Annotated in this window: 19 protein-coding genes; 8 read left to right on the top strand and 11 right to left on the bottom strand. The window is 37.2% G+C overall.

All coding sequences use genetic code 11. The features are described 5' to 3' along the window. Positions 1–59: 59 nt before the first annotated feature. From IE080_RS02545 to IE080_RS02510, 8 genes are all read right to left on the bottom strand, one after another. Positions 60–527: an outer membrane beta-barrel protein gene (locus tag IE080_RS02545; RefSeq protein ID WP_189578868.1), complete on the bottom strand. Its 468-nt coding sequence runs from the start codon at positions 525–527 to the stop codon at positions 60–62. A 12-nt stretch (positions 528–539) separates the two neighbouring features. After that, positions 540–1,364 carry a DUF2490 domain-containing protein gene (locus tag IE080_RS02540; protein WP_189578867.1) on the bottom strand — a complete coding sequence of 275 codons (825 nt, stop codon included), beginning with the start codon at positions 1,362–1,364 and terminating at the stop codon, positions 540–542. Positions 1,365–1,374: 10 nt separating this feature from the next. After that, positions 1,375–3,342 carry an exocyst complex component Sec10 gene (locus IE080_RS02535; RefSeq protein ID WP_229800462.1) on the bottom strand — a complete coding sequence of 656 codons (1,968 nt, stop codon included), beginning with the start codon at positions 3,340–3,342 and terminating at the stop codon, positions 1,375–1,377. 149 nt (positions 3,343–3,491) lie between these two features. After that, positions 3,492–3,803 carry a hypothetical protein gene (locus IE080_RS02530; protein ID WP_189578866.1) on the bottom strand — a complete coding sequence of 104 codons (312 nt, stop codon included), beginning with the start codon at positions 3,801–3,803 and terminating at the stop codon, positions 3,492–3,494. Between the two features lie 87 nt (positions 3,804–3,890). Next, entirely contained in the window at positions 3,891–5,282 is a 1,392-nt protein-coding gene (locus IE080_RS02525; protein WP_189578865.1) for an arginine decarboxylase, read from the bottom strand. Between the two features lie 124 nt (positions 5,283–5,406). Next, positions 5,407–5,874 carry a hypothetical protein gene (locus IE080_RS02520; protein ID WP_189578864.1) on the bottom strand — a complete coding sequence of 156 codons (468 nt, stop codon included), beginning with the start codon at positions 5,872–5,874 and terminating at the stop codon, positions 5,407–5,409. 94 nt (positions 5,875–5,968) lie between these two features. After that, on the bottom strand, positions 5,969–6,379 hold the full coding sequence (locus tag IE080_RS02515; RefSeq protein WP_189578863.1) for an RrF2 family transcriptional regulator: 411 nt from the start codon (positions 6,377–6,379) through the stop codon (positions 5,969–5,971). A 42-nt stretch (positions 6,380–6,421) separates the two neighbouring features. Then, positions 6,422–7,294, bottom strand: coding sequence for a sulfite exporter TauE/SafE family protein (locus IE080_RS02510; RefSeq protein WP_189578862.1), 873 nt, complete (start codon positions 7,292–7,294; stop codon positions 6,422–6,424). 141 nt (positions 7,295–7,435) lie between these two features. On the opposite strand from IE080_RS02510, the gene IE080_RS02505 reads away from it, so the two are divergent. The 6 genes from IE080_RS02505 to IE080_RS02480 all read left to right on the top strand — a co-directional run bounded on the left by IE080_RS02505 (position 7,436) and on the right by IE080_RS02480 (position 13,058). Next, a complete protein-coding gene (locus IE080_RS02505) occupies positions 7,436–7,789 on the top strand; it encodes a hypothetical protein (RefSeq protein WP_189578861.1) in 354 nt (117 codons plus the stop codon). A 137-nt stretch (positions 7,790–7,926) separates the two neighbouring features. Beyond that, positions 7,927–8,700 (top strand): sensor histidine kinase, encoded by a 774-nt coding sequence (locus IE080_RS02500; protein WP_189578860.1) that lies wholly within the window; start codon positions 7,927–7,929, stop codon positions 8,698–8,700. Between the two features lie 25 nt (positions 8,701–8,725). Beyond that, the gene (locus IE080_RS02495; protein WP_229800468.1) at positions 8,726–9,385 is read left to right on the top strand and encodes a LytR/AlgR family response regulator transcription factor; all 660 of its coding nucleotides are present in this window, start codon (positions 8,726–8,728) and stop codon (positions 9,383–9,385) included. Positions 9,386–9,498: 113 nt separating this feature from the next. Further along, entirely contained in the window at positions 9,499–10,248 is a 750-nt protein-coding gene (locus IE080_RS02490) for a beta/alpha barrel domain-containing protein (protein WP_189578858.1), read from the top strand. 105 nt (positions 10,249–10,353) lie between these two features. After that, positions 10,354–10,770: a hypothetical protein gene (locus tag IE080_RS02485; RefSeq protein WP_229800461.1), complete on the top strand. Its 417-nt coding sequence runs from the start codon at positions 10,354–10,356 to the stop codon at positions 10,768–10,770. Positions 10,771–10,781: 11 nt separating this feature from the next. After that, a complete protein-coding gene (locus IE080_RS02480; protein ID WP_229800460.1) occupies positions 10,782–13,058 on the top strand; it encodes a cation:proton antiporter in 2,277 nt (758 codons plus the stop codon). 334 nt (positions 13,059–13,392) lie between these two features. On the opposite strand, the gene IE080_RS02475 is transcribed toward IE080_RS02480, so the two are convergent. Beyond that, positions 13,393–15,954 carry a TonB-dependent receptor gene (locus IE080_RS02475; protein ID WP_229800459.1) on the bottom strand — a complete coding sequence of 854 codons (2,562 nt, stop codon included), beginning with the start codon at positions 15,952–15,954 and terminating at the stop codon, positions 13,393–13,395. A 234-nt stretch (positions 15,955–16,188) separates the two neighbouring features. On the opposite strand from IE080_RS02475, the gene IE080_RS02470 reads away from it, so the two are divergent. Continuing rightward, on the top strand, positions 16,189–19,431 hold the full coding sequence (locus tag IE080_RS02470; protein ID WP_189578857.1) for a TonB-dependent receptor: 3,243 nt from the start codon (positions 16,189–16,191) through the stop codon (positions 19,429–19,431). A 67-nt stretch (positions 19,432–19,498) separates the two neighbouring features. Here the strand turns inward: IE080_RS02470 and IE080_RS02465 are convergent, their stop codons facing one another. Further along, complete coding sequence (locus IE080_RS02465) at positions 19,499–20,848, bottom strand: sigma-54-dependent transcriptional regulator (RefSeq protein WP_189578856.1); 1,350 nt, start codon at positions 20,846–20,848, stop codon at positions 19,499–19,501. Positions 20,849–20,969: 121 nt separating this feature from the next. Beyond that, on the bottom strand, positions 20,970–21,128 hold the full coding sequence (locus tag IE080_RS02460) for a hypothetical protein (RefSeq protein WP_189578855.1): 159 nt from the start codon (positions 21,126–21,128) through the stop codon (positions 20,970–20,972). Positions 21,129–21,477: 349 nt separating this feature from the next. Here IE080_RS02460 and IE080_RS02455 point away from each other — a divergent pair, with 349 nt between their 5' ends. After that, positions 21,478–22,230 carry a sulfite exporter TauE/SafE family protein gene (locus IE080_RS02455; RefSeq protein ID WP_189578854.1) on the top strand — a complete coding sequence of 251 codons (753 nt, stop codon included), beginning with the start codon at positions 21,478–21,480 and terminating at the stop codon, positions 22,228–22,230.

Raw genomic sequence — 22,230 nt, 5'->3', positions numbered from 1 at the left:
ACGATGTTAAGTTTGAAAACCCACTCTATTCAAACTAACATAGGTCTGATTAGGGAGTTCTAGTTAATAAAATAGACGATGGCAAGTTTGAAGATAACTTCATTTCTTCCCATAGGCTGATACCTGATTTCAGGATTTATTCCAAGCTCATCTCTGAATTTCAACATACCACCCGCACCCAAATTTACTGAATTATGTCGTCTTATCCGCTCTGGATTGAATTCAAATACACGAGTATAATGACCGTAACCAATCAATGTGTACCACTGCTTTTCTTTTTCAGTCAAGTAGTAACGCATATTCACATCAAAACCTCTGGCATTCCCCGTAGCTGGTGTATAAAACGTCATCGAAGGATGAATGGACAAGTAATTTTGGAACAGGTATTCACCACCAAAACTCATACCAAAGAAGCCTTTATCAGAGGTCATTTCATAAGAATGGATAAACCTAAATTGTCCTTTGTATTGCGCATTTGCTGAAAAAGCAACCATTATCAGTAGCAAAGCGATAGTAATTTTTTTCATAAATACACTTTTTTAAAATGCAAAGTCTCTGGTTAATGGCCTTCTATTTTCTCTGAAATCAATAGTGTACATCACATTTAATCGGATGATATGTCTACTTCTGTATGTACCAGGAACAGGTGTTGGACCATAGGTCCACATATGCCCCCCGAAGAACATGTAATTGTTATAAGTGTAGCCAATAGCCGTATACACCCTATTTTCCTCAAAGAAATTCCACAGGTGTCTACCCGATTGGAAGAAAAACTCGTTGGAAGGTGCAACGAAAAATGTCTTGTTTTCCATCTTTGGTTTGTTCAAGGGCACATAGGCCGTAATCTTGTAACGCCACCTATCGGTATACTTATACTCAGAACCTACAAGGTTATCCCGTTGATACCGATGCTCAAATCGAAACTGATGCAACACTTTCACAGAGCCAACACTTTGCGTCAATAACCATTGATGCCAAAAACGAGTATCAAAGACAGAATCAACATATTCAGGATTGCCCCTATCTGGGGAAAATTGCCACACCAAAGTGGGGCCAAATGTCACTTCAAAGTTATCGCTAAATAAATAGGTAAACCCAAATCGATTATATAACTGGCTCATCCGGCCAACGAAATCCCAACGATTATCTACACTATTCCTCCTTCTGTAGTGATTTTCCTGATACCAAAACCATTTATCGGTTAATCGAAGTTTTAAATACAGACCGTTCCAATTTTCAGTTGTTGCTGGCAATGTTGTCATCCCCGAGGGAATAGTGGTTTCTTGAGAAAAACCTTCCTTAGGAAAGGATATTATAGCCAAACAGATACAAGCTATCAACAATGCTATCCTTGATAATTTCATTTCAGTACTTTTAAAGATCTAACAAGGATTCTATTTTTTTCACATCCAACCTTCTGTTGATTCTATTCTCCAATCTTCTGGTATCTGCTTCCCTTAATTCCTTCATTTTAGATGATAAATCTTGTATTTTATTTAACCACACTCTAACTTCTGCATAATCTTTTTCAGCTTTGAGAGAAACAATGTAATGCTCAAATAATTTCTCCCCAGCTTCAAATAACCTTGGTTTTGCACGCTGATCATATCTTGAGAATGTGAATGGGTTGAAAACCTCTTCCTCATAAAGCTTATCCAAGGACTTTAATTGATTAGGGATGTCCACAATTTCCTCATGCTTATCTATCATTTGCTCCAGCATATCTTCAACAACCCTAGCCTGCTGCTTTTTGTCTGTAAATAAATCCAATTGTGAATATTCTTTGAGTTTTTCTTCAAAAGCATTGACCAAAATATTTTCATATACAGCCGTTACTAACTCTTTTTGAACTGTTGAGAGGCCTTCCAGATTTTGATACAATTCCTCAGCAACTAATTTTTGCACTTGGATTCTGTTTTCTATAGCTCTCAAATCATCATCTCTCTCAATCTTTGATAAAGATTCATCCACATATCCTTTAACAGATCTGATAGTGACTGCCATTTGATTGAAATAATCCGAGATACCTCCATAAAAATCTGTCTCAAACTTACTTAAATCATAAGTAACCTCTTGATAGCGAACCTCCTCATTAAACCTATATTCAATTACTTCCTTCTCTTTGATAAAAGGAATCCCACGATTATACATCTCCTGCACATCATAATACTGGATCCGTTTACTTTTTAACAAGTCAACTAATTCAGTAAACTCATTTAGCTTATTTAATTTATGGTCAAAATATGCATTGGCAAAAGCCAAACTGTCTGAACGCTGTCGATTTATCCTTAAGGAATTTCTATTGGAATAATCTCGAACTACCCTTCGTTGACGCTCAAATTCTTCTGGAATTTCTTCAATCAGCCTTTGCTGCGATCTACTTAATTCAAAAACAAACTTCTTGGTATGAATCGGGTATTCTATTAATTCTCTATCTGCATTTACATAAGAGTCGTCATATCTTAAAATCTTAACTAAAAAATCTGACATAAATTGATTGCCATTACTTTGGGATTGATAAGCAATATCGCTAGATAAAAAGCCATCATTAAAATAGATATCAAAGCTTTGATCCGCTATTCTGTAACCTTTATTTTGGCCTGCATTTATCTGATTTAATCTTCGAATGGTTTCAAAAAACACTATCTCTTCCAAGACTTCATTAGTTCGCAAATCTCTTTGAACGATTCCAAGCAAAAAACCATTTTCGTAATTTCTTACTTCACTGATTAAAATTCCCTCTTTTTCATAAACAAAGGTCCATTCTCCATGCATGATACCCCCGTCTTTGAGCTCTCCTCGTATAAAATGTGTGTTTCTACCCACAAATGATTTGAATTGGAATTTACCCTTAATATCCCCATCACTAAACAAAAACTCATCAGCTTGAGCCTTTTTCCGCAATTCACCTCCAGTAAATTCATTTTCTTCAAATACCCATCTTCCATCGGGTACGCCTTGCTTGTAATTTGCTTTTAGCTTAATCTGGCTACTTTGTAGATCATAGATCAATTTAAAATCAACAATATCTTCCGGCTCAATTTGATGATCCTCTTCCAAGTAATCCCAAAGACCACTTTTTACATCCCGATCATAAATACCTGCTATCTGGGTTATATAATAGCGGGTCTTATCATCTCCATCCCTTTCTTTTCTAGTAAATGAAAAATCCCCTTGTTTAATAATCTTACCCTCTGATCCTTCTATAAACCTAAAGGTAGCTTCCCCATTGAGTCCATTAAATCTGTATTCTCCCTTATACTCTTGTTGAGCGTGTAACTTTGGGGCAAAAATACCCAACATTAGCAAAGGAATAATTATTGTGGCAGAATTAAACTTCATAAAGATTATTCGAAAAAGGCAATTAAGATTTTGATAAGAATACAATTTTAATCATAAAAAAATTCATTTCCCTGTCTTTCATTCATTTTTTAACAGTTCTTAAGAAAGACCGATATAATTATTTTAACATAAAACAATACAAAAAATATTTATTCTAACTCAAAAAGTATGGATACCTTCCCAATCCTCCCATACTGACTCTCGGTTTGAATTTGGGGTCTTATTTGCTCAACGATGTAGATTTTTACCACACTTTTAGAGTGCTCTTTGGCATATTTTTTTACTGCTTTTTCCAAGCGAAGTATAATGGACTCACAAGCTTCTAATTGATCTAAACCTCTCATTTCCACATAAGTCATGTGGGAAACATCCTCTGGCTTCTCATCAAGGTAGAATAATTTGACGTCTCCAACGTAAGTTAAGGATGTAAGAAGGAAGATAAACGTGAGCACTTGTAGCATACGGATTTGTTTTGGGTATGCTATCTATACCTTAAAAAAGTAAAAAAAGTTTAAAAAAAGCGGAATAAAATTCCGCTTTCTTATAATTTACTTATAACCCAAGACTTTCATCATGGTTTCTGGATCCTGCTCCGGAGCAAATAACCAATGCTTAATACTACCATCAGGGTTTCTATCAATAATCACATGTTTAGGCGCAGGAATCAGGCAATGTTGAATCCCTCCATAACCTCCCAAAGATTCTTGATAGGCTCCTGTGTGGAAAAACCCTATATACTGCTTCTGTCCTTCCTGAATTTTTGGCAGATAAATATTGAACTGGTGAGCCTCAGAGTTGTAATAATCCATGCTATCACAGGTTAGCCCACCCAAACTGATATTGTGATACTCTCCATCCCAATTGTTCACGGCCAACATGATGTACTTTTGGTTTAAGCCCCAGCTATCCGGCAATTGGGTAATAAAGGAACCGTCAATCATGTACCATAGTTCTTTATCATTTTGCAGTTTTTCATCCAACACAGAATACAATACCGCACCGCTTTCACCGACGGTGTAGGAACCAAACTCCGTGAAAATATGTGGCTCATCCGTATGGTTTTTGGCACACATCCACTTGATATTTTTGACAATCTGCTCTGCCATGTACTGATAATCATAATCGAAGAACACATTGTACTTGATCGGCCAACCTCCACCAATATCCATGGTATCTAAGGAAGGAGCTATTTTTTTCAAATCCACGTATTTCTGAATAAAACGGGTCAATTCAGACCAATAATAAGCCGTGTCTTTTATACCTGAATTGATAAAAAAGTGCAACATCTTTAAACTGACCTGAGGATTGTTTTTGATTTTTTCCTCGTACAAGCTTAAGATGTCATTATACCGCACGCCTAATCGCGAAGTGTAAAAACCAAATTTTGGTTCTTCATCCGAGGCAATTCGGATACCCACTTGAAAAGGCACTTTCACATGCTCCAAATAATAATCAATCTCAGTCAGGTTGTCCAATACCGGGATGCAATTCACAAATCCATCGTTCAACAATTCTGTAATGTATTGACGGTATAGTTCCCGCTTGAAACCATTGCATACAATGTAAGTCTGCTTATTGATTTTTCCTTGTGCGTACAAAGAGCGAACCAGGTGAATGTCAAATGTACTTGAAGTTTCGATATGGATGTCATTTTTCAAAGCTTCATCCAAGACAAAACTAAAATGGGAAGACTTGGTACAGTAGCAGTAGGTGTACTTGCCTTTGTAGTCGTGTTTCTCTATCGCATTTCCAAAATAGGTCTTCGCATTTTGAATGTTTTCAGAAATCTTTGGAAGATAGGTTAGTTTCAAAGGGGTTCCGTAAGTGTTGATGATCTCCATCAAATTCACTCCGTTGAAATGTAATTCATTATTTTCAACATGAAACTCCTTTGTAGGGAAATCAAATGTCTGTTGGATCAGATCGATGTATTGATTCATTGTGAAATGGGATAGAATGATTAAAATCAGCTACAAAATTTGTTTAATAATTCGGTAATTCAAATGAAAAAAGGGGAAAATCCGCAGATTATTCCCCTTCCTTAAAAACTTAAACACCAATTAATCAAAATAATTCTTTACGTAGCAATCGCTCCTCTGATTGATATCTTTTCTCGTTGGCTATCAGTTTGGATAATATCTGCTTAAACCGAAGCTCCTTGGCAATATAGCGCTCCATCCATTGGAGTTTAACCAGTAATGTTGCTTCTTGACTTTTATATAGACGGAAAACCAGCTGATTTTGTTCTTTTTGAAATTCTATCAGCTTTCCTGGCACACCTCCCAAGGCTAATAAGGTTTTCAACAGATTTTTTACCTGTACATTTTCAACCGTACAATAAAATGCATGGAATACTTCCTTTTTTTCAGGAAAATTTGGAAATGTGTAAGTCCCTGTATCTTCTAAACGAATCCATGTACAAGCTTCCAACCAATCGGTAATTGATTGAATTTTGTCTATTGTAGGATTGGAATGAGTACTTACCTGAAGTAATTCTCTGTCATCATACCGGATTGCTGTTGCCCGTGCCATACTTATACGAATAAATGAATGATTCAAAATTATGGAAGAAAATTTTAAAAACCTAATTACCCTATAATTTTTATAGGTTTTATTGAAAGTTTTTTTACAACTTACTTAAATCTACAATGGAACAATCCAGAATTGGGAGCATTTGACTTCTTAATTGAGCAAAAAGTTTCCGGATGGAACAGGTTTCTTCGTCTGAACATTCACCACAAGACTCATAAAATTTTTCGGAAACACAAGGTATCAATGCAATAGGCCCATCGATGATGCGCATCAGTTGAGCAACGGTAATTTGAGCTGGATCTTTGGCTAACAAATACCCTCCCTCTGCTCCTCTAAGGCTTTTGACAATTTGATGGCTTTTTAACTCTCTTAAGATATTTTCTAAAAACTTATAGGGTATTTTTTCTGCTTCAGAAATCGTCCTTGCAGCAATAGGACCTTCCAGTTGTTTGTCTTGAAGGTAAAGAATGGTTTTAAGCGCGTACTTAGCTTTTTTCGAGAGCATAATGGAAGAATTATGCCCCCAAAATACATATTTCAATTGAAATTACTGAACAGAAAGATAAAAGGTTCGAATACTTAGACCAATGACCAACAAACCAACCATCAACATCAGGACTTTGGGATTCAATTTCTTACAGATCAAAGCGGCAAAGGGTGAGGCGATTACACCACCAATAATCAAACCTAAAATTGGCGCCAAACTTAATTCATGGACAAAAAAGAAAAAGGTACTGGTACTTGCTAGGGAGACAAATATCTCTACAAAATTACCGGTTCCGATAGCCTTTCGAGGAACCTGACCTTTACCCATCAACGTAGAATTTACGACAGGCCCCCATCCCCCACCTCCAATGGAGTCAACAAATCCACCTACAGTAGCTAGGTAAGGTAAAGATTTGGCTTGCTTATCAAAGGCACGTTTTGGTTTCCTAAACACTTTTCTAATGATAATTCCTCCCATAATCATCAAGTAAACAGCAATATAAGGCTTTACCTGATTACCATCAATGGAAGAAAGTAAAAATGCACCAATCACAGCACCTAACACGCCTGGAATCAATAAGCGCTTAGCAAGTGACCAATCCACATTCCCTAATTTCAGGTGGGAAATACCTGAAGCAAGACTAGTAAATACTTGCGCAAAATGTACCCAAGCACTTGCAATAGCTGGTGGAATCCCAATGCCCAATAAGATGGAATTGGAACTTACTCCATAGGCCATTCCCAAAGCGCCATCTATGGTCTGCGCTATAAAGCCAACTAGTAAAAACCAGAAAAACATTTCACGGTCAAGGGACTGAATTGTCAAAAGATCTGAAAATGTATAGAATGAAAGGCTCGCAAAAATAATAAAGCTAACCAAAAAAAATAAAAACCACAATGGCTGACTTTTTACTGTAAGCACCAATCTTTCCATATTCCCTATCTTTTTTATAGGATTCAAAACTAATTCAAAAATTTAGATTTTAAAAGTTTTCCTATAATTTTTGTAGGATATAAAAAGCTAACCATATTTGGGAAATATTTGCTAAGTTCATCTAAATAAACCTATAATCATATGCGAATACTCATTCCTTATATCTTCTTATTAATAGCTTCCCAAGTTTCCGCTCAAAGCGATGAAAAACAAATAAAAAAAACTTCACAAGTAAGTTTGGAGGGTATGCTTGGCATTTCTGTAGGAAACGATTTTTACGCTGTAAATGTAGGAGGTCCATTACTTTTCTTGGTAGTCAATGAAAATGTTAAATTTGGAGTTGGTGCATTGCCATCAATTTATCTACTGAATGGAAAGTTAGGTGCTAGATTGGGGGTTTCTCCGAGAATCGATTTTAAAAATATTGCATTGATAGCCCCATTTTATCATAGAGATACAACTGGTGAATGGATCTGGTCTGTTGGAATGGGTTAATAATTTCACAAAAAATAATGATGATAGGATAAGGAAAGCCTGCTGAGTACTTCCTCAGAAGGTTTTTTTATTTGTAATAATCTTGAATTATAAGAGACTTTAGTTTTATTTAAATAATAATATGACTTGTTTTGAAAATGGAGATTATTGAAAAAATCGAAGAAATTCACCTTTATTTAGCACTGGTGCTATTCCTGTTTTTAATAGGAATAGTGATCTATTTCTACATCAAATTTCAAAAATCAGAAAAGAAGAGGATTGAATCTGAGGATAAGTTCTTACGCTTAGAAGGTAAAATAAACAAATTGGAGCTGCAATCCTTGGAGGCCAAACTAAATCCACATCTTTTCAAAAACATCCTTAACTCAATTCAATCCCATGCCTATCAAACCTATTTTGCCTTAGACAAACTAGCTAATGTGTTAGATTACATTTTGTATGAAAGTAGGAAGAAGTTTGTCACGCCAAAAGAAGAAATAAAATTTGCTCAAAATTTAATTGAAATCAATAAAATCAAAGTAAGTCCCTTATTTGATTTAAAGGTGAAAACCAAAATCAATCCGAATGAGCCATTGTTTGAACAAAAATTTATGGCACCGTTGATTTCAATCGATTTGCTAGAAAATGCATTTAAACATGCCGACTTGCAGAGCTCAGATTCATTTATTTCGGTAATTTTTGAGTTTAAAGAAAGTGAATTCACATTATCGGTCACAAATAAAATCTCTGGAACAACCCCTTTAAAAAAAGAAAAAGCTGGAATAGGAATTGAAACTTTAGAACAGCGATTGAGTATAATTTATGGTCAATATTTCAAACTTGATAGATTTATTGAGGGAGATGTATATTTTGCACAATTAAAAATAAATCTAATTGGATACAAAGCTGAAATGCTTGCTGCTAGACGATGAGCTTCCAGGGCTCACATATCTTAAAATGCTTTGCGAGCAAATAGACTCGATTGAAGTGGTCAAAGCTTTCAATAATACCGATAACTTCATTAGAGAAAGCATGAGTCTAACATATGATTTCTGCATTTTGGATATTGAGATGCCCGGAATGGATGGACTTCAGATTGCTAATTTGTTGAATGGAAAGCCTGTGATATTTGCTACAGCATATAAAGAGTATGCTGCTGAGGCTTACGATTTAAACGCTATTGACTATATTAGAAAACCTGTAAAGCTCGAAAGATTGAAGCAAGCCATCGAGAAAGCACAAAAAAATATCAAAACTCAACTATACACCCCACAAAAGAATTTTGTTCAGTTAAATACAGACAAAGGAAAAGCCATTTTGTTTTTTGAAAAGATTGCCTTCATTCAAACATCAAGTGTTGATAGCAGAGACAAAATTGCACACTTGTTTGATGGTGATGAATTCGTCTTAAAAAATATAACTTTCGAGAAGTTACTGGAATTGCTGCCTTCGGCTGAATTTTGTAGAATAAATAAAAAGGAAATAATTTCGCTTAAAACCGTACAAGTCTTTTCCTTTGATGAAATAAGTTCAAATCTACCAAATGGGGCAGGAAAATTTTTAAGCTTTACCCTAAGTGAAAACTATAGGAATCAATTTTTAGAAAAAATCAGGTAATTCATTTTACACTTTTTTTCTGTTTCATTACATAATAGCCCATAGAAATTGCATCCGTGAATTAATTGAAAAGTGTCTTTGCATTTTTGCATAGAAATCAACTTCTCGAAATTATGGAAATCACGCTAAAAACAGATGCTATTTGGGGTGCACCAAAATCAAACACCAATTGGTTTGGAAATACATTTCCATTTTTAAAATCGAACCGAACGGTATTGTCTACGCCCAAGATTATCCAAGAAAAATGCCAAGGTATAAAATTAGGGATCCATCAGGTTAGGTCACTGATTTTTTCGACAGATATAGCGTTAATTGAACACTCTGACACAGATGCAATTTTGGCAGTTTATCCTTTCCCGCCTTCTTTGAAAATTATGAAAGGACTGATCGAGTTTTCCTCCAAACCAGTAATCTGTGGAATCGGAGGCGGTTTGACAAAAGGAAAAATTGCAATCGATATGGCTTTACAAGCAGAACAGCTAGGGGCTTCAGCTGTCATTGTCAATCAACCTTTCAAAAACAGGGATATAGAGCTTGTGAAAAAGAATATTTCAATTCCATTGATTTCAAGCATCTCTGATCCCACCATAGGTTTGGCCGAAAGAATTAATGCAGGCGCAGACATTATTCATATAACCGGAGGCAAAAATACAGGTCTTCATTTAGAAAAAGCACAAAGTATTATCCCAGGAATCCCCCTATTGGCCACAGGAGGTAAAACAATCCAAAATTTACAAACTGTCATAGCCTCAGGTGCTCATGGAATAGTCCTAACCCCTCCAAGTACAGGGGAACTGTTTTTTCCAATTATGGAGGAATACAGGAAAGGAATAAAATTTTGGCAAAAAATAATGAAATTCTAACTCTAAAGATATTAAGTCCGGGGATGCGAACACCTACACTCAGGTAGTCAGTTTTTTGAATAAAAGTTGACCATCTCCCGGCATTAACTTATTAATAATATACTTATGATATTACGGATAGTTTGCTCGTTGGTATTTATGTTTTTGATCGTCCATGTTGCTTTTTCTCAAGATTCAGAGGGTTTTGAATCCATGTCGAAAGTAAGGGTATCAGCTTTCGATGGAGTTTTAGCAGCTGGTTTTGTAGATGGAGGTGGCTTCACCAATTTTACTGGTCCAAACATAAATATGACTTATGGCCACCACAAATATATTTTGAGTGCCCTACCCTCTCTTCGATACAAAAGAGACCGATCAGAACCAAGAAATGCATTTGTAACTCCAAATCTAGGAATTGGATTCACCTATAGTTACAAGCTATTTGCCATACAAATCCCTTTATACTATAACCCAAAAACAGCCACAGAAAATGGTGAATGGCATGTGGGGATTGGGTTTGGATTGAGATTGAATTACATTTAAAATTAAACTTTATGATACGAAAATTCAAAAACAGTTTTTTCTATATAGGCGTCATAGGGGGATTTACACTTCTTATGTATTGGGTTGTTCAAGTTGGATCCAAGCTCGAAGAAGATAGAAATATTATCGTTCCTAATTCGGGAAATTCACAATGGAAAGAGTTTTTAAATTCTTTGATTTACAATTTTGAGCACCCTCTAGCTATATTACTTGCCCAAATCGTGACCATCATTTTAGCTGCCAGATTCTTTGGATGGATTTGCAGTAAGATTGGTCAACCTACAGTAATAGGAGAAATTATTGCAGGGATAGTTTTAGGCCCTTCTCTGATAGGTTACTATTTTCCAGAATTTTTTGATAGTCTTTTTCCTGTAGAATCACTTGGGAATCTTCAGTTTCTGAGCCAGATAGGATTGATTTTATTCATGTTTGTCATTGGAATGGAGCTGGATATTAGTGTGTTGAAAAATAAAGCACATGATGCTGTAGTCATTAGTCATGCAAGCATCATCATTCCATTTGCACTTGGAATGGGATTGGCGTACTACATATACACCTCATTTTCTCCCGATGGAGTTCAATTCCTTTCATTCGGCTTATTTCTTGGCATTGCTATGAGCATTACGGCATTTCCTGTATTGGCTAGAATAGTACAAGAACGAGGAATGCATAAGTCAAGATTGGGTACTGTGGTCATAACCTGTGCTGCTGCTGATGATATTACAGCATGGTGTCTCCTTGCGGCCGTTATTGCAATTGTAAAAGCTGGTTCATTTGTTAGCGCGCTTTATACAATTGGTCTGGCTGTATTATATGTGCTAATTATGATCAAAGTCGTAAGACCCTTTCTGAAAAGGGTTGGTGACCTCCATAACACCAAAGAGAATTTAGGCAAACCAATTGTCGCAATTTTTTTCCTTACGCTAATCCTTTCTGCATATGCTACAGAAGTCATTGGTATTCATGCACTTTTTGGAGCATTTATGGCTGGAGCCATTATGCCTATCAATGCTAACTTCAGAAATATTTTTATCGAAAAAGTAGAAGATGTTGCACTGGTATTATTACTTCCATTATTCTTTGTGTATACAGGGCTTCGAACAGAAATAGGGTTACTCAATGACCCATACCTATGGAAGGTCACAGGGATGATTATTTTGGTAGCCATTGTTGGAAAATTTATTGGAAGTGCAATTGCTGCAAAATATGTTGGTCAAAACTGGAAAGATAGCCTTACAATTGGCGCTTTGATGAATACCAGAGGCTTGATGGAACTGGTGGTTTTGAATATTGGATATGACCTTGGGGTTTTAACTCCCGAAATCTTTGCTATGATGGTAATCATGGCTTTGGTTACCACTTTTATGACTGGCCCAGCTTTGAATTTAATTAATTGGACTTTTAAGAAAAACAAAAAATCTGCTACTAATAAAATCATACAACAAGGAAAATACAAGATCCTGATATCTTTTGGACATCCCGAAAGAGGCCGCTCACTTTTGCGATTAGCTCATGCCTTTGTAAAAAAAGCAAATGGTAATGCAAGTATCTCAGCAATGCACCTCACTCCAATTGATGAAATTAATCAGCATAACAGCAAACAATATGAACATGATAGTTTTTTTCCTATCAAGACCGAATCAGAAAGGTTAGACCAAAAAATACTCACTTTATTTAAAGCAACCCATGACATTGATTCTGATATCATTGATGTTACAAACAGAGGTAATTTCGACTTATTGTTAATAGGAGAAGGACAATCTATTTTTGAAGGTAGCATGTTGGGTAAAGTATTAGGTTTCACTACTAAAATCATAAGCCCTGAAAAATTTTATAATCAGGTAACTGGCAAGGAAGGGTTCTTCGAAAATTCTCCATTCGATGAAAGAACAAAAAACATTGTTAAAAAAAGTAATGCATCTGTCGGAATTTTAATAGACAAGGGATTTGAAAGTGCTTCCTCAGTCTTTATTCCTGTATTTAATGAAGATGACCGATTTATACTAAGCTATGCTCAAAAACTCATCAAAAACTCTGAATCTCAAATCACATTTTTGGATGCATCTGGAAAACTTTACAACAATTTAGAATTCAAAGAATCTATACGTCTTATAGAACAGGTTGCGCCTAACCATATTCAGTTGATTAAAGAAAAAATCATCGATCGGGATTTTCTTCAAAGCCAAGAGCTCATGATTATAAGCCATCAAAGCTGGAAAGAACTTATCGATACAAAAAGTGTTTGGCTAGCTGAAATTCCATCTACCTTAATCTTAAAAGAAAAATGAAAATCTATAATAAAATATTGATTTATTGGTTAAGGAATATTTATCTATTGTTAATAGCTATACTATTGATCACCCAAATCGATTATGAAAAAGTAAATTGGATAGGCTATGTTTTTATTTTTGAATATATGGGAAGATGCATCTATTTCACTTTCAAAACAGTTAAACAAAAAACTTAAGCTCAATCAATCTCCATCCCATTTTGATGCCTGATTTTCGGTTAGTAATATTGGACTTTGAATACAGTCTTCGTTAATTTTCTCCGGTACGGATAATCATTATTCGATTATATTACAAAACCTGCTGAGTACTTCCAAAGCAGGTTTTGTTTCATTTAGTTTTCCTTAAAATTAAACCTCACGGTAAACCCAACTGTCCGCGGGTCTCCAAGAACTGCTGCAAAATGGCCCACATTCCCTGCTCCGGGAAGCAATTGTTCAAAATTCTGTGTGTCCGTCAAATTCCTTGACCACACAAATAAGGTAAATCCATTAGCGCCTCTAAATCCTGCTCTTGCATTCATAACTCCATAGCCATCAATATTCAAATAACGGGATGGTGAGGGACTGCTGGAAAACTCAGAGCGGAAAAATAATTCAGAAGCAATAAAGACCTCTCCTTTAAGTCCTAGAAATCTTGATTGGTGGCTCCACTCTCCTCCAGCTGAACCTGCCCATCTGGATATGCCTGGCAACCTACCTCCTGAAATATCCTTGAAACTCTCCCCTCCCACTTCCTCCAATGGCACAGGGGCATTGGTAAACTTTACATATCTGGCATCCGTATAGGTTAATGCTCCAAATAGCTGGATATTTGAACGTATTTTTAGTGACACATCCAACTCTGCACCAGCAACGTTTACTTCCTCGGCATTGGCAAGGTACCCCCTGTTTACAGATAGGTCCGGAGTCTGAACCAAGGTCTGAAAATTTTGAATTGATGTATTAAACAAAGTTAGGTTAGCTGAACTTTTAGAAGTTGGGGAAGTTTTGATTCCTCCCTCGATATGCGTAACAAACTCCGGTTCAATTCTTGCCAATTCAATCATTGTTCGCCCATTTTCCCTAGGAAGACCACCCAAATTAATCCCGACTGGCTTAAAATTGGTTGAAAATGTACCAAAGGTATTGATCTTGGACGTTGGCCTGTAAGCCAAAGTAACCTGACCTGAGAAATTCGATTCGTCCACCATTGCCTCAAATTCCTGATCATTATACACTGATTGTTGCAAAGCAATCAACACAGGATCATCCGTTTGAAGCCCCCCATACGTTTCCCGATTAAAATACACCTGCTTTTCATCATAATTCCATCTGATTCCAGGAAGGAGACTTATTTTTTCACTGATTTTCCAATCCAACTGCCCAAAGACAGCGCCGCTAAATGATTCTAATCGATTGGTGGTACGGATACCAAAACCATCCAGCAAGCCCGGTGTCTGCCATAATGGGTTTTGGTTGTTTTGAACAAATCTCCATTGATGAATTCCTGACTCTTCGGTATGGAAAGGATCTGACTTTAAATCTTGCCATAAAGCAAATACACCTATTACTCCGCTGAGTCTGGAATTGAAATCACCAGCAAAGCGAATTTCCTGAGACCATTGATCATGTCGAGAGGGTGCCTGAGAAAGACTTAGCGCTTGTAAACCTGTAAAATCCCGATCATTGGAAGGGTCCCAATTCCAATACCTCCAAGCACTTGTGGAAGTTAACGTTCCTCCCCAAAGGTTAGCATCTACATTGACCGAAACCCCACCAACATCATTTCCAGATCTCCAAGGAGTATCATGATCAATAAGCCGATCAAATGGGTTATTACTTGGCAAGGAATAATTTAAGTCCTGAATAATTGCATTGAATTGTCTAAATGGGGCACGTTGGGTTTCGACTACTCCTGCCACTACCTGAGCAAAACCATCCGGTCGCTGTCGGGTGACATCTCCCGCTACCAACACCTCTACTTTTTCAGATGGTACGTATAACAATTGTCCCCGTACCCCTAGATTATTCAAATCATTGGTGAATTTTTGAGTGGCTACATTGTAAATCAAGCCATCTCTTCTTGTACCCGAAAAAGAAAGTCTTCCTGCCAATTTTTGAGACAAAGGACCTGTGACAGACCCTCTAGTTTGGACAAAACCATAGTTCCCAAAACTAGATTCAATGGTCGCACCCGGTTGAAATCTTGGTCTACGGGTGGTAATGTTAAATGCCCCTGCAGTCGTATTCTTTCCAAATAGTGTTCCCTGAGGCCCTCTTAACACTTCGATTTGGTCCACATCTATAAAATCCAAGGCCGTAACCGCAGGACGTGCAAAAAATACTCCATCCACATAAAACCCAACCCCCGGATCAATTCCATCATTTGTCAATCCAAAGGTCGACCCCAAACCTCTGATATTTAAGGTAGTATTGCGCGGATTGGAAGAATACAACTGTACCGAAGGTACCAATTCTTTTAAGCGATTGACATTGAAGGCTTGAGCATCTTCCACCAAAGCCCCACCTATGACAGACACGGGAATCGGAACTGCCTGAATTTCTTCTTGTCTTCGTCGGGAAGTAATGAGTACCTCTGCCAATTCGAAATCGTCCTCCAGAATTATCTCTAATCTTGAAGCTGCATTTTCTCTATTGACAGTAATCTTTTTTGCCTTGTACCCAACTAAAGAAACTTGAATAGTTGTAGGAAAGCTAATTTCTCCAGACAACGTAAATTGACCCTCCAAATCCGAAACTCCAAACACATTGCCAGGGGGGATAACTATTGAAGCACCTATAACAGATTCACCCTTTTCATCCACTATTTTCCCTTGAATAAATTGTTGGCTATAAGATGCTGAAAGTGCCATAGCCAAAGGAACAAGCAAGAGCATTTTTTTATAAATATACATATCCTATAATATTTATATGATTTATCAGCAAATGTAGATGAAATTTTTATCAATACTATTCTTTTCCTATCTCTTTTATAGGTTTTAAATTTTTTGTTCCCATTCAACTCATTTTGGGGAATCATCGCAACAGCAAAACCCCATTATTTCTATAAAAACCACCAAAATCTGTCGAAAATCGCTTCGGCACAATAAATGAATTCTTTTTTTTCTAAAAACCAATATAACCCACCAATGAGAAAAATTACTGCATTATTTTCTTTCGGATTATTGCTTGTGCTATTTGTAAGTTACAACCATACCAATGCTCAGGGTGTGACGAGTGCAGGGATGACTGGACTAATAACAGACGATATGGACGAACCCTTACCAGGTGCAACCATCCAAGCAGTTCATACGCAATCAGGAACATCTTACACCATGGTCACACAAACGAATGGCAGATTTACGATTCCTAATATGCGAACAGGAGGACCTTATAGAGTTGAGGTCTCGTTTATCGGATTCGAAACCAAAGTCTATGAAAATATAAATTTGGCTCTGGGACAGCGCTATGTTCTAAATACCAAGATGAGTGATGAGGACTTTGAACTAGATGCGGTTGTGGTTGCGGGCTTTAGAGATAATTTACTAAATGATGAACGAACAGGTGCCGCTACCACTATCAATAGAGAAGCACTTACAACCATGCCTACGCTGAGCAGAAGTGTACAAGATTTTACAAGATTAACCCCTCAGTCTAACGGAGAGTCTTTTGCCGGGCAGGATCCAAAGGCTATTAATTTTTCTTTGGACGGAAGTATTTTCAATAATGCATTTGGTTTGACAGGTTCTATACCTGGTGCCCCAACTAACTCCACTCCTATCTCATTGGATGCAATTGAGGAAATACAAGTCAATATTGCACCCTATGATGTAACTCAAGGAGGATTTACTGGAGCCTCCATCAATGCCATTACTCGATCTGGGGATAATGAGTTTAGAGGTTCTGCTTTTTTGAATAACAGAAATGAACGTATGGTAGGTACTAATGCAAGAGGAACAGATGTAGTAACCTCAGATTTTAACGTGCAACAATATGGCTTTAGACTCGGCGGACCTATCATCAAAAATAAGTTATTCTTTTTCGTTTCGGCTGAATCTGAACGACGCTCAGATCCCAATTCTCCATTTATTGCTGATGCCCCCGGACGAACTGGCGCCAACGTAACCCGTGTACTTCAATCAGACATGGATGAACTAAGGAATTTCTTGGTTTCTAATTTTGACTACGATCCAGGATTATACGAGGATTATAATTTACCTACCGTTTCAGACAAATTTTTGATCAAGTTTGACTACAATATCAATGAAAACCATCATTTAAGCGCCCGGTTCAATACCTTGATTTCTTCAAGAGATAGACCTGTAGCGCGGACATCTTTGGGATTTGGTGGAAGAAATCAAAACTTATTCTCTCTCAATTTTCAAAACTCTAATTACTTATTGAATGACAACGTTTACTCAGGAATCATTGAACTTAACTCCTCATTTGGTAATCGTTTTTCGAACGAGTTGAGGTTTGGTTTAACTTCCAACAGGAATTTTAGAAGTTGGGAAGGTGGAGATTTCCCTATGGTAGATATTTTACAAGATGGAAGGAATTATATCACGTTTGGAACCGATTTACTTTCTCCAAACAGAGCATTAAATTCAGATGTTTGGCAGTTTCAGAATAATTTTTCGGCCTACTTGAATAATCATACCCTCACAGCTGGAGTAAATTTTGAACTCTTCAATTTCGAATACACCTTTACCCCGACTTTCTTTGGACATTATGTTTACAATTCCTTAGACGATTTTTATAGAGATGTAGCTGGCGAAGAAGTAGAATTAAGGAGATTTCAAAGACAGTTTTCAGCGCTTCCTGATGGGTCTGTACCCACTGCTGTCACCAGAGCATATATAGCAAGTGCCTATTTACAAGATGAAATCAACGTTACAAATAATTTCAAATTGACTCTCGGCGTTAGATTAGATGTACCATTCTACGATCAAACGGCTCTTTTGAACCCAGAAGCAGCAACACTTGATTTTAGACGACCCAATGGAGAACCTATTGAAATCAGAACAGATAGGCTACCCGAACCACAATTTATGTGGAGTCCTCGCCTTGGCTTCAATTGGGATGTTGCAGGAGATCGAACCTTCCAGATCAGAGGGGGAACAGGATTATTTTCCGGTAGACCGATTTATGTCAACATTTCCAACATGGTCAATACCAATGGAATGTTGCAAGGTCAGATCCGAGAAGACAATACCACGAATTTCCCATTCAGCCCCGACCCCAATGCCTATATCCCAGAGAATGGCGGAACACCTGAGACATACGATATAGCATACATTGATCCCCGATTCAGAAATCCGCAAGTTTGGAGGACCAATATTGGAATCGACAAAGAAATCTGGGGAGGCATCGTTGCAACAGTCGAAGGTATCTATACTGCACAGGTGCATGACCTAATTTTCTATGATGCCAATCTTTTACCACCTACAAGAAATTTAGCAGGTCCTGATAATCGTCCTCTTTACGGCTTCTCCGATGAAGCCAATAGAAGAAATCCTAACATCACCAATGCAGTCGTCATGGACAATACGTCGGAAGGATACTCCTACAGTTTGACTTTTCAATTGAAAAAATACTTTGACAACGGTCTACACGCCATGGCAGCCTACACCTATGCCAAAGCAAAAAATATGGTAGATGGAAATACGCAACACTTTTTGTCCTATGAAAACATTCATTCTGTCCGAGGGGGAAATTTTCCAGAACTAGGTTTCTCTTTGGATGATCAAAGACACCGATTGATCAGCTCTGTTGGATATAGAAAAGAATACGGAAAAAATTACGCTTCAACAATTTCCTTATTCTATGAACTCAGGAATCAAGGAGTAGATTCTTACGTATATAATACAGATATCAATGGAGATTTGATTGCCGGAAATGATTTGATTTTTGTGCCAACGGAATCTCAATTACAGGAGATGCAATTTGAGCCATTTACTTTAAATGGAATTACCTATACAGCTCAAGATCAAAGGAATATTTTTAATCAGTTTATTCAACAAGACTCTCATCTTAATTCAAGAAGAGGTATGTATGCCGTAAGAAATGCTGTTCAATTCCCTTTAGTAGGTAGACTGGATTTATCATTTATGCAGGAGTTTTTCATCAATGTAGGAGGCAAGAGAAATACCCTTCAATTGCGTGCAGATGTATTTAACTTTACCAATATGCTAAATAACAAATGGGGAACAGGTCAAATAATTGCCAACGAAAGTCCTATTGGCATTGTCAACATCGATCCAATTACCAATGTGCCCACCTATCGTCTAAATCCGGCGGGAGGTGAAGTACCTACCAATTCATTTGTCAGAACAGCCAATATTGGAGACGTCTGGCAGATGCAATTGGGCGTGAGATATATTTTCAATTAAAACCCCAACCTAAATCAAAAAAGGCAGCCGAAATCGGCTGCCTTTTTATTTATAATTAATCCAAACACTAATCTATTCCAAATTTTTTCATTTTTAGATACAAGGTCTTTCTATCAATACCTAAATGAGCGGCAGCTTTGGACTTATTATGACGAAATAGCTCCAAAGCTTCTTTGATCAATTTCTCTTCCAAAATCTCTGTATGCTCTTTGAAAGAACCCACATCAGTAATTGAATATTCAGCTGAGTTTGTAGGGGCGGTATCTGTGACTTTTGGATTCTTTAAAAAATCTGCAGGCAATAAATCCTCTGTTATTCTGTTGGTTTCTGCTAGCAGGACTGCTCTTCTGATTAAATTTTTCAATTCCCGGAGATTGCCATACCAGGCATATTGATTAAATACATGAGCAACTTGTACACTCAATCCATCTACTGATTTATTGAACTGCGCATTGCTTTGTTGAACAAAATGTTCGGTAAACAAGGAAATATCTTCTTTTCTTTCCCTCAGCGGAGGAACATCAATTCGGAATTCATTGATCCTGTGGTATAAGTCCAAGCGAAAATTTGACTGCTGTTGATTTTCCAAGTCTTCATTGGTGGCTGCTATAATCCGGATATCTAAAGGCACTTCCTGATTCGAACCAACCTTTTTGACAGAGCGCTCTTGCAAGGCACGAAGTAGTTTGGATTGGATTTCCGGTTGAAGGTTGCCTATTTCATCCAAAAATAAGGTTCCTCCATTCGCAAACTCAAGGTATCCTGTCTTATCCCCTACTGCACCCGTAAATGATCCTTTGACATGGCCAAACAATTCAGAACTTGACAAATCACTGGAAATAGCACCGCAATCAACAGCCACAAAAGGTCCTGTACGCCTATGGGATAAAGCATGGATTTTTCTTGCGAGGTATTCTTTGCCCGTTCCTGTCTCCCCGATCAAGAGAACAGAAAGGTCCGTAGGCGCTACCAATTCCACATGCTTGAAAATCTTCTGAAAGGATTGACTTTTTCCCACCACAAAAGTTAGCTCTTGGGATTCGGAAACACGCTTCTTCTTCGTTTTCAAAGCTTGTTGGATAGTCTGAAGCAATTCATCCGGATTGATAGGTTTGGTGATATACTCAAACGCACCTACTTTCATCGCTTTTACCGCAATGCGTACTTCTGAATAATTGGATATAAAAATCACCTTTAAGGAAGGATATGCTTCTTTAATAGCTTTCAATACCTCCAATCCCGTCCCATCAGGAAGCCAGTAATCGGTAATTACAAGATCTATTTTTTCCTGTTCCAACCATTTGAAAACCTCTTTTTTTTGTTCACAAGAAAAAACTTGGAAGCCTTGTTTGGTCAAAAAACTTTTAATCAGTTTTTGATAACTCAAGTCATCCTCAATCAGTAAAATTTTTTTCATTCGCTCGTTTGCTTCAAAGAAAACTTGTCAATAATACCTAATTAATCATGAAAAGAAGTAAGAAAGTTCAGTTTTTATACTGCCACTTACTAATAGCGATGACATCCTCTTTTGGCCACAATTATTGAACATAGAATTGCCGTTCTACTTCATTGGCCTGAAACTGTTCTACAGGCTGTGGCGTGTTCCAAATGATTTTGTTCCCCACATCTGTTAAAGCAAGACCAATAATCAGTAGATTCAGGATTAGGAAAATATAGATGAGAACCTTCTTTTTCATACAATACTTAAAACAGGAATCGTTCCAGTAGCTTCTTTTTGAAATAAAATTTTGACAGTAAGAAAAAAAACAAGGATTAATTATCAAAAAACTAATGAATTGTAACATTTTCCACCATTTGAAAAGATTATCAACCCAAAAACATGTGTTAAAGTGCCTCAAATTGGGGCATTTTGACTCAAAGTAATTAGTATTGTTTTAACCCTTAAATCTAAAATTCCGTTAAAACTTAAGCAATAAAACAATTTAGGCACGGTATTTTCATACTACTCACTAAATCAAGCGTGCAATTTTGGAGGTTTTTCACTATCGAAACAACGGATCGCATGTTTTCTCTAAAAGCTCTTTCATGCAACTTATACTCGTTTTAATCGGCGCATTTATAGTATTTATCTTGAGTACCCTCACTGGTGGTGGAGCAAGCTTATTGCTGATGCCACTTGTGGCTGTGGTTGTAGGGGTGAAAGCTGTCGCACCTGTGATGGCCATCAGCATAGGGATGAGTAGTACCTCCAAAGTATTCTTCTTTTGGAGACATATTGATTGGAAACTCTTTTCTTGGCTATTCCCTTCCACCATTGTGGGCTCCATTTTGGGTGCCCGCATGTTTGCTAGCCTCTCTGCTGACTTCTTGCAGATATTGATTGGACTATTATTACTTTCTACTGTTTTTCAGTGGAACAAAAAAGAAAGCAAAACAGGGTTTAAGGTAAAAGCCTGGCATTTTGCACCAATGGGCTTGGTAGTTGCCTTCCTTTCGGGCTTAATCGGGGGTGTTGGACCTTTGATGAATTCCGCCTATTTGAATTATGGTATCAGTAAGGAAAGTTTATTGGGCACCCGTTCTGCCAACGCGATAATCCTGCACATCACCAAAATCATAAGTTATGCCTATTATGGATATGTAACAGGAGAAGTATTGAAATTCGGAATTCTGATTGGGATTTCCTCCATGATAGCCGTGTACTTCGGCAAACTGATCTTAGCAAAAATCTCTGAATTATTTTTCAGAAAAATAGTAGTGGCCTCCATGGTCCTTAGTGGAATCCTGATGCTTTGGAAAAACAAAGATTACATACAGGAATTAATCAACTTTAGTTAA

Origin of the sequence: Mongoliitalea lutea, from assembly GCF_014652135.1 — a bacterium.
Lineage (GTDB): Bacteria > Bacteroidota > Bacteroidia > Cytophagales > Cyclobacteriaceae > Mongoliitalea > Mongoliitalea lutea.
Note: the sequence above shows the minus strand (reverse complement) of the source record. Positions and strands in the feature narration are given on the sequence as shown.

Excerpts from the sequence above, each read along its gene's own strand:
- IE080_RS02545 (WP_189578868.1), bottom strand. The coding sequence starts at position 527 with ATGAAAAAAATTACTATCGCTTTGCTACTGATAATGGTTGCTTTTTCA.
- IE080_RS02540 (WP_189578867.1), bottom strand. The coding sequence starts at position 1,364 with ATGAAATTATCAAGGATAGCATTGTTGATAGCTTGTATCTGTTTGGCT.
- IE080_RS02535 (WP_229800462.1), bottom strand. The coding sequence starts at position 3,342 with ATGAAGTTTAATTCTGCCACAATAATTATTCCTTTGCTAATGTTGGGT.
- IE080_RS02530 (WP_189578866.1), bottom strand. The coding sequence starts at position 3,803 with ATGCTACAAGTGCTCACGTTTATCTTCCTTCTTACATCCTTAACTTAC.
- IE080_RS02525 (WP_189578865.1), bottom strand. The coding sequence starts at position 5,282 with ATGAATCAATACATCGATCTGATCCAACAGACATTTGATTTCCCTACA.
- IE080_RS02520 (WP_189578864.1), bottom strand. The coding sequence starts at position 5,874 with ATGGCACGGGCAACAGCAATCCGGTATGATGACAGAGAATTACTTCAG.
- IE080_RS02515 (WP_189578863.1), bottom strand. The coding sequence starts at position 6,379 with ATGCTCTCGAAAAAAGCTAAGTACGCGCTTAAAACCATTCTTTACCTT.
- IE080_RS02510 (WP_189578862.1), bottom strand. The coding sequence starts at position 7,294 with ATGGAAAGATTGGTGCTTACAGTAAAAAGTCAGCCATTGTGGTTTTTA.
- IE080_RS02505 (WP_189578861.1), top strand. The coding sequence starts at position 7,436 with ATGCGAATACTCATTCCTTATATCTTCTTATTAATAGCTTCCCAAGTT.
- IE080_RS02500 (WP_189578860.1), top strand. The coding sequence starts at position 7,927 with ATGGAGATTATTGAAAAAATCGAAGAAATTCACCTTTATTTAGCACTG.
- IE080_RS02495 (WP_229800468.1), top strand. The coding sequence starts at position 8,726 with ATGCTTTGCGAGCAAATAGACTCGATTGAAGTGGTCAAAGCTTTCAAT.
- IE080_RS02490 (WP_189578858.1), top strand. The coding sequence starts at position 9,499 with ATGGAAATCACGCTAAAAACAGATGCTATTTGGGGTGCACCAAAATCA.
- IE080_RS02485 (WP_229800461.1), top strand. The coding sequence starts at position 10,354 with ATGATATTACGGATAGTTTGCTCGTTGGTATTTATGTTTTTGATCGTC.
- IE080_RS02480 (WP_229800460.1), top strand. The coding sequence starts at position 10,782 with ATGATACGAAAATTCAAAAACAGTTTTTTCTATATAGGCGTCATAGGG.
- IE080_RS02475 (WP_229800459.1), bottom strand. The coding sequence starts at position 15,954 with ATGTATATTTATAAAAAAATGCTCTTGCTTGTTCCTTTGGCTATGGCA.
- IE080_RS02470 (WP_189578857.1), top strand. The coding sequence starts at position 16,189 with ATGAGAAAAATTACTGCATTATTTTCTTTCGGATTATTGCTTGTGCTA.
- IE080_RS02465 (WP_189578856.1), bottom strand. The coding sequence starts at position 20,848 with ATGAAAAAAATTTTACTGATTGAGGATGACTTGAGTTATCAAAAACTG.
- IE080_RS02460 (WP_189578855.1), bottom strand. The coding sequence starts at position 21,128 with ATGAAAAAGAAGGTTCTCATCTATATTTTCCTAATCCTGAATCTACTG.
- IE080_RS02455 (WP_189578854.1), top strand. The coding sequence starts at position 21,478 with ATGCAACTTATACTCGTTTTAATCGGCGCATTTATAGTATTTATCTTG.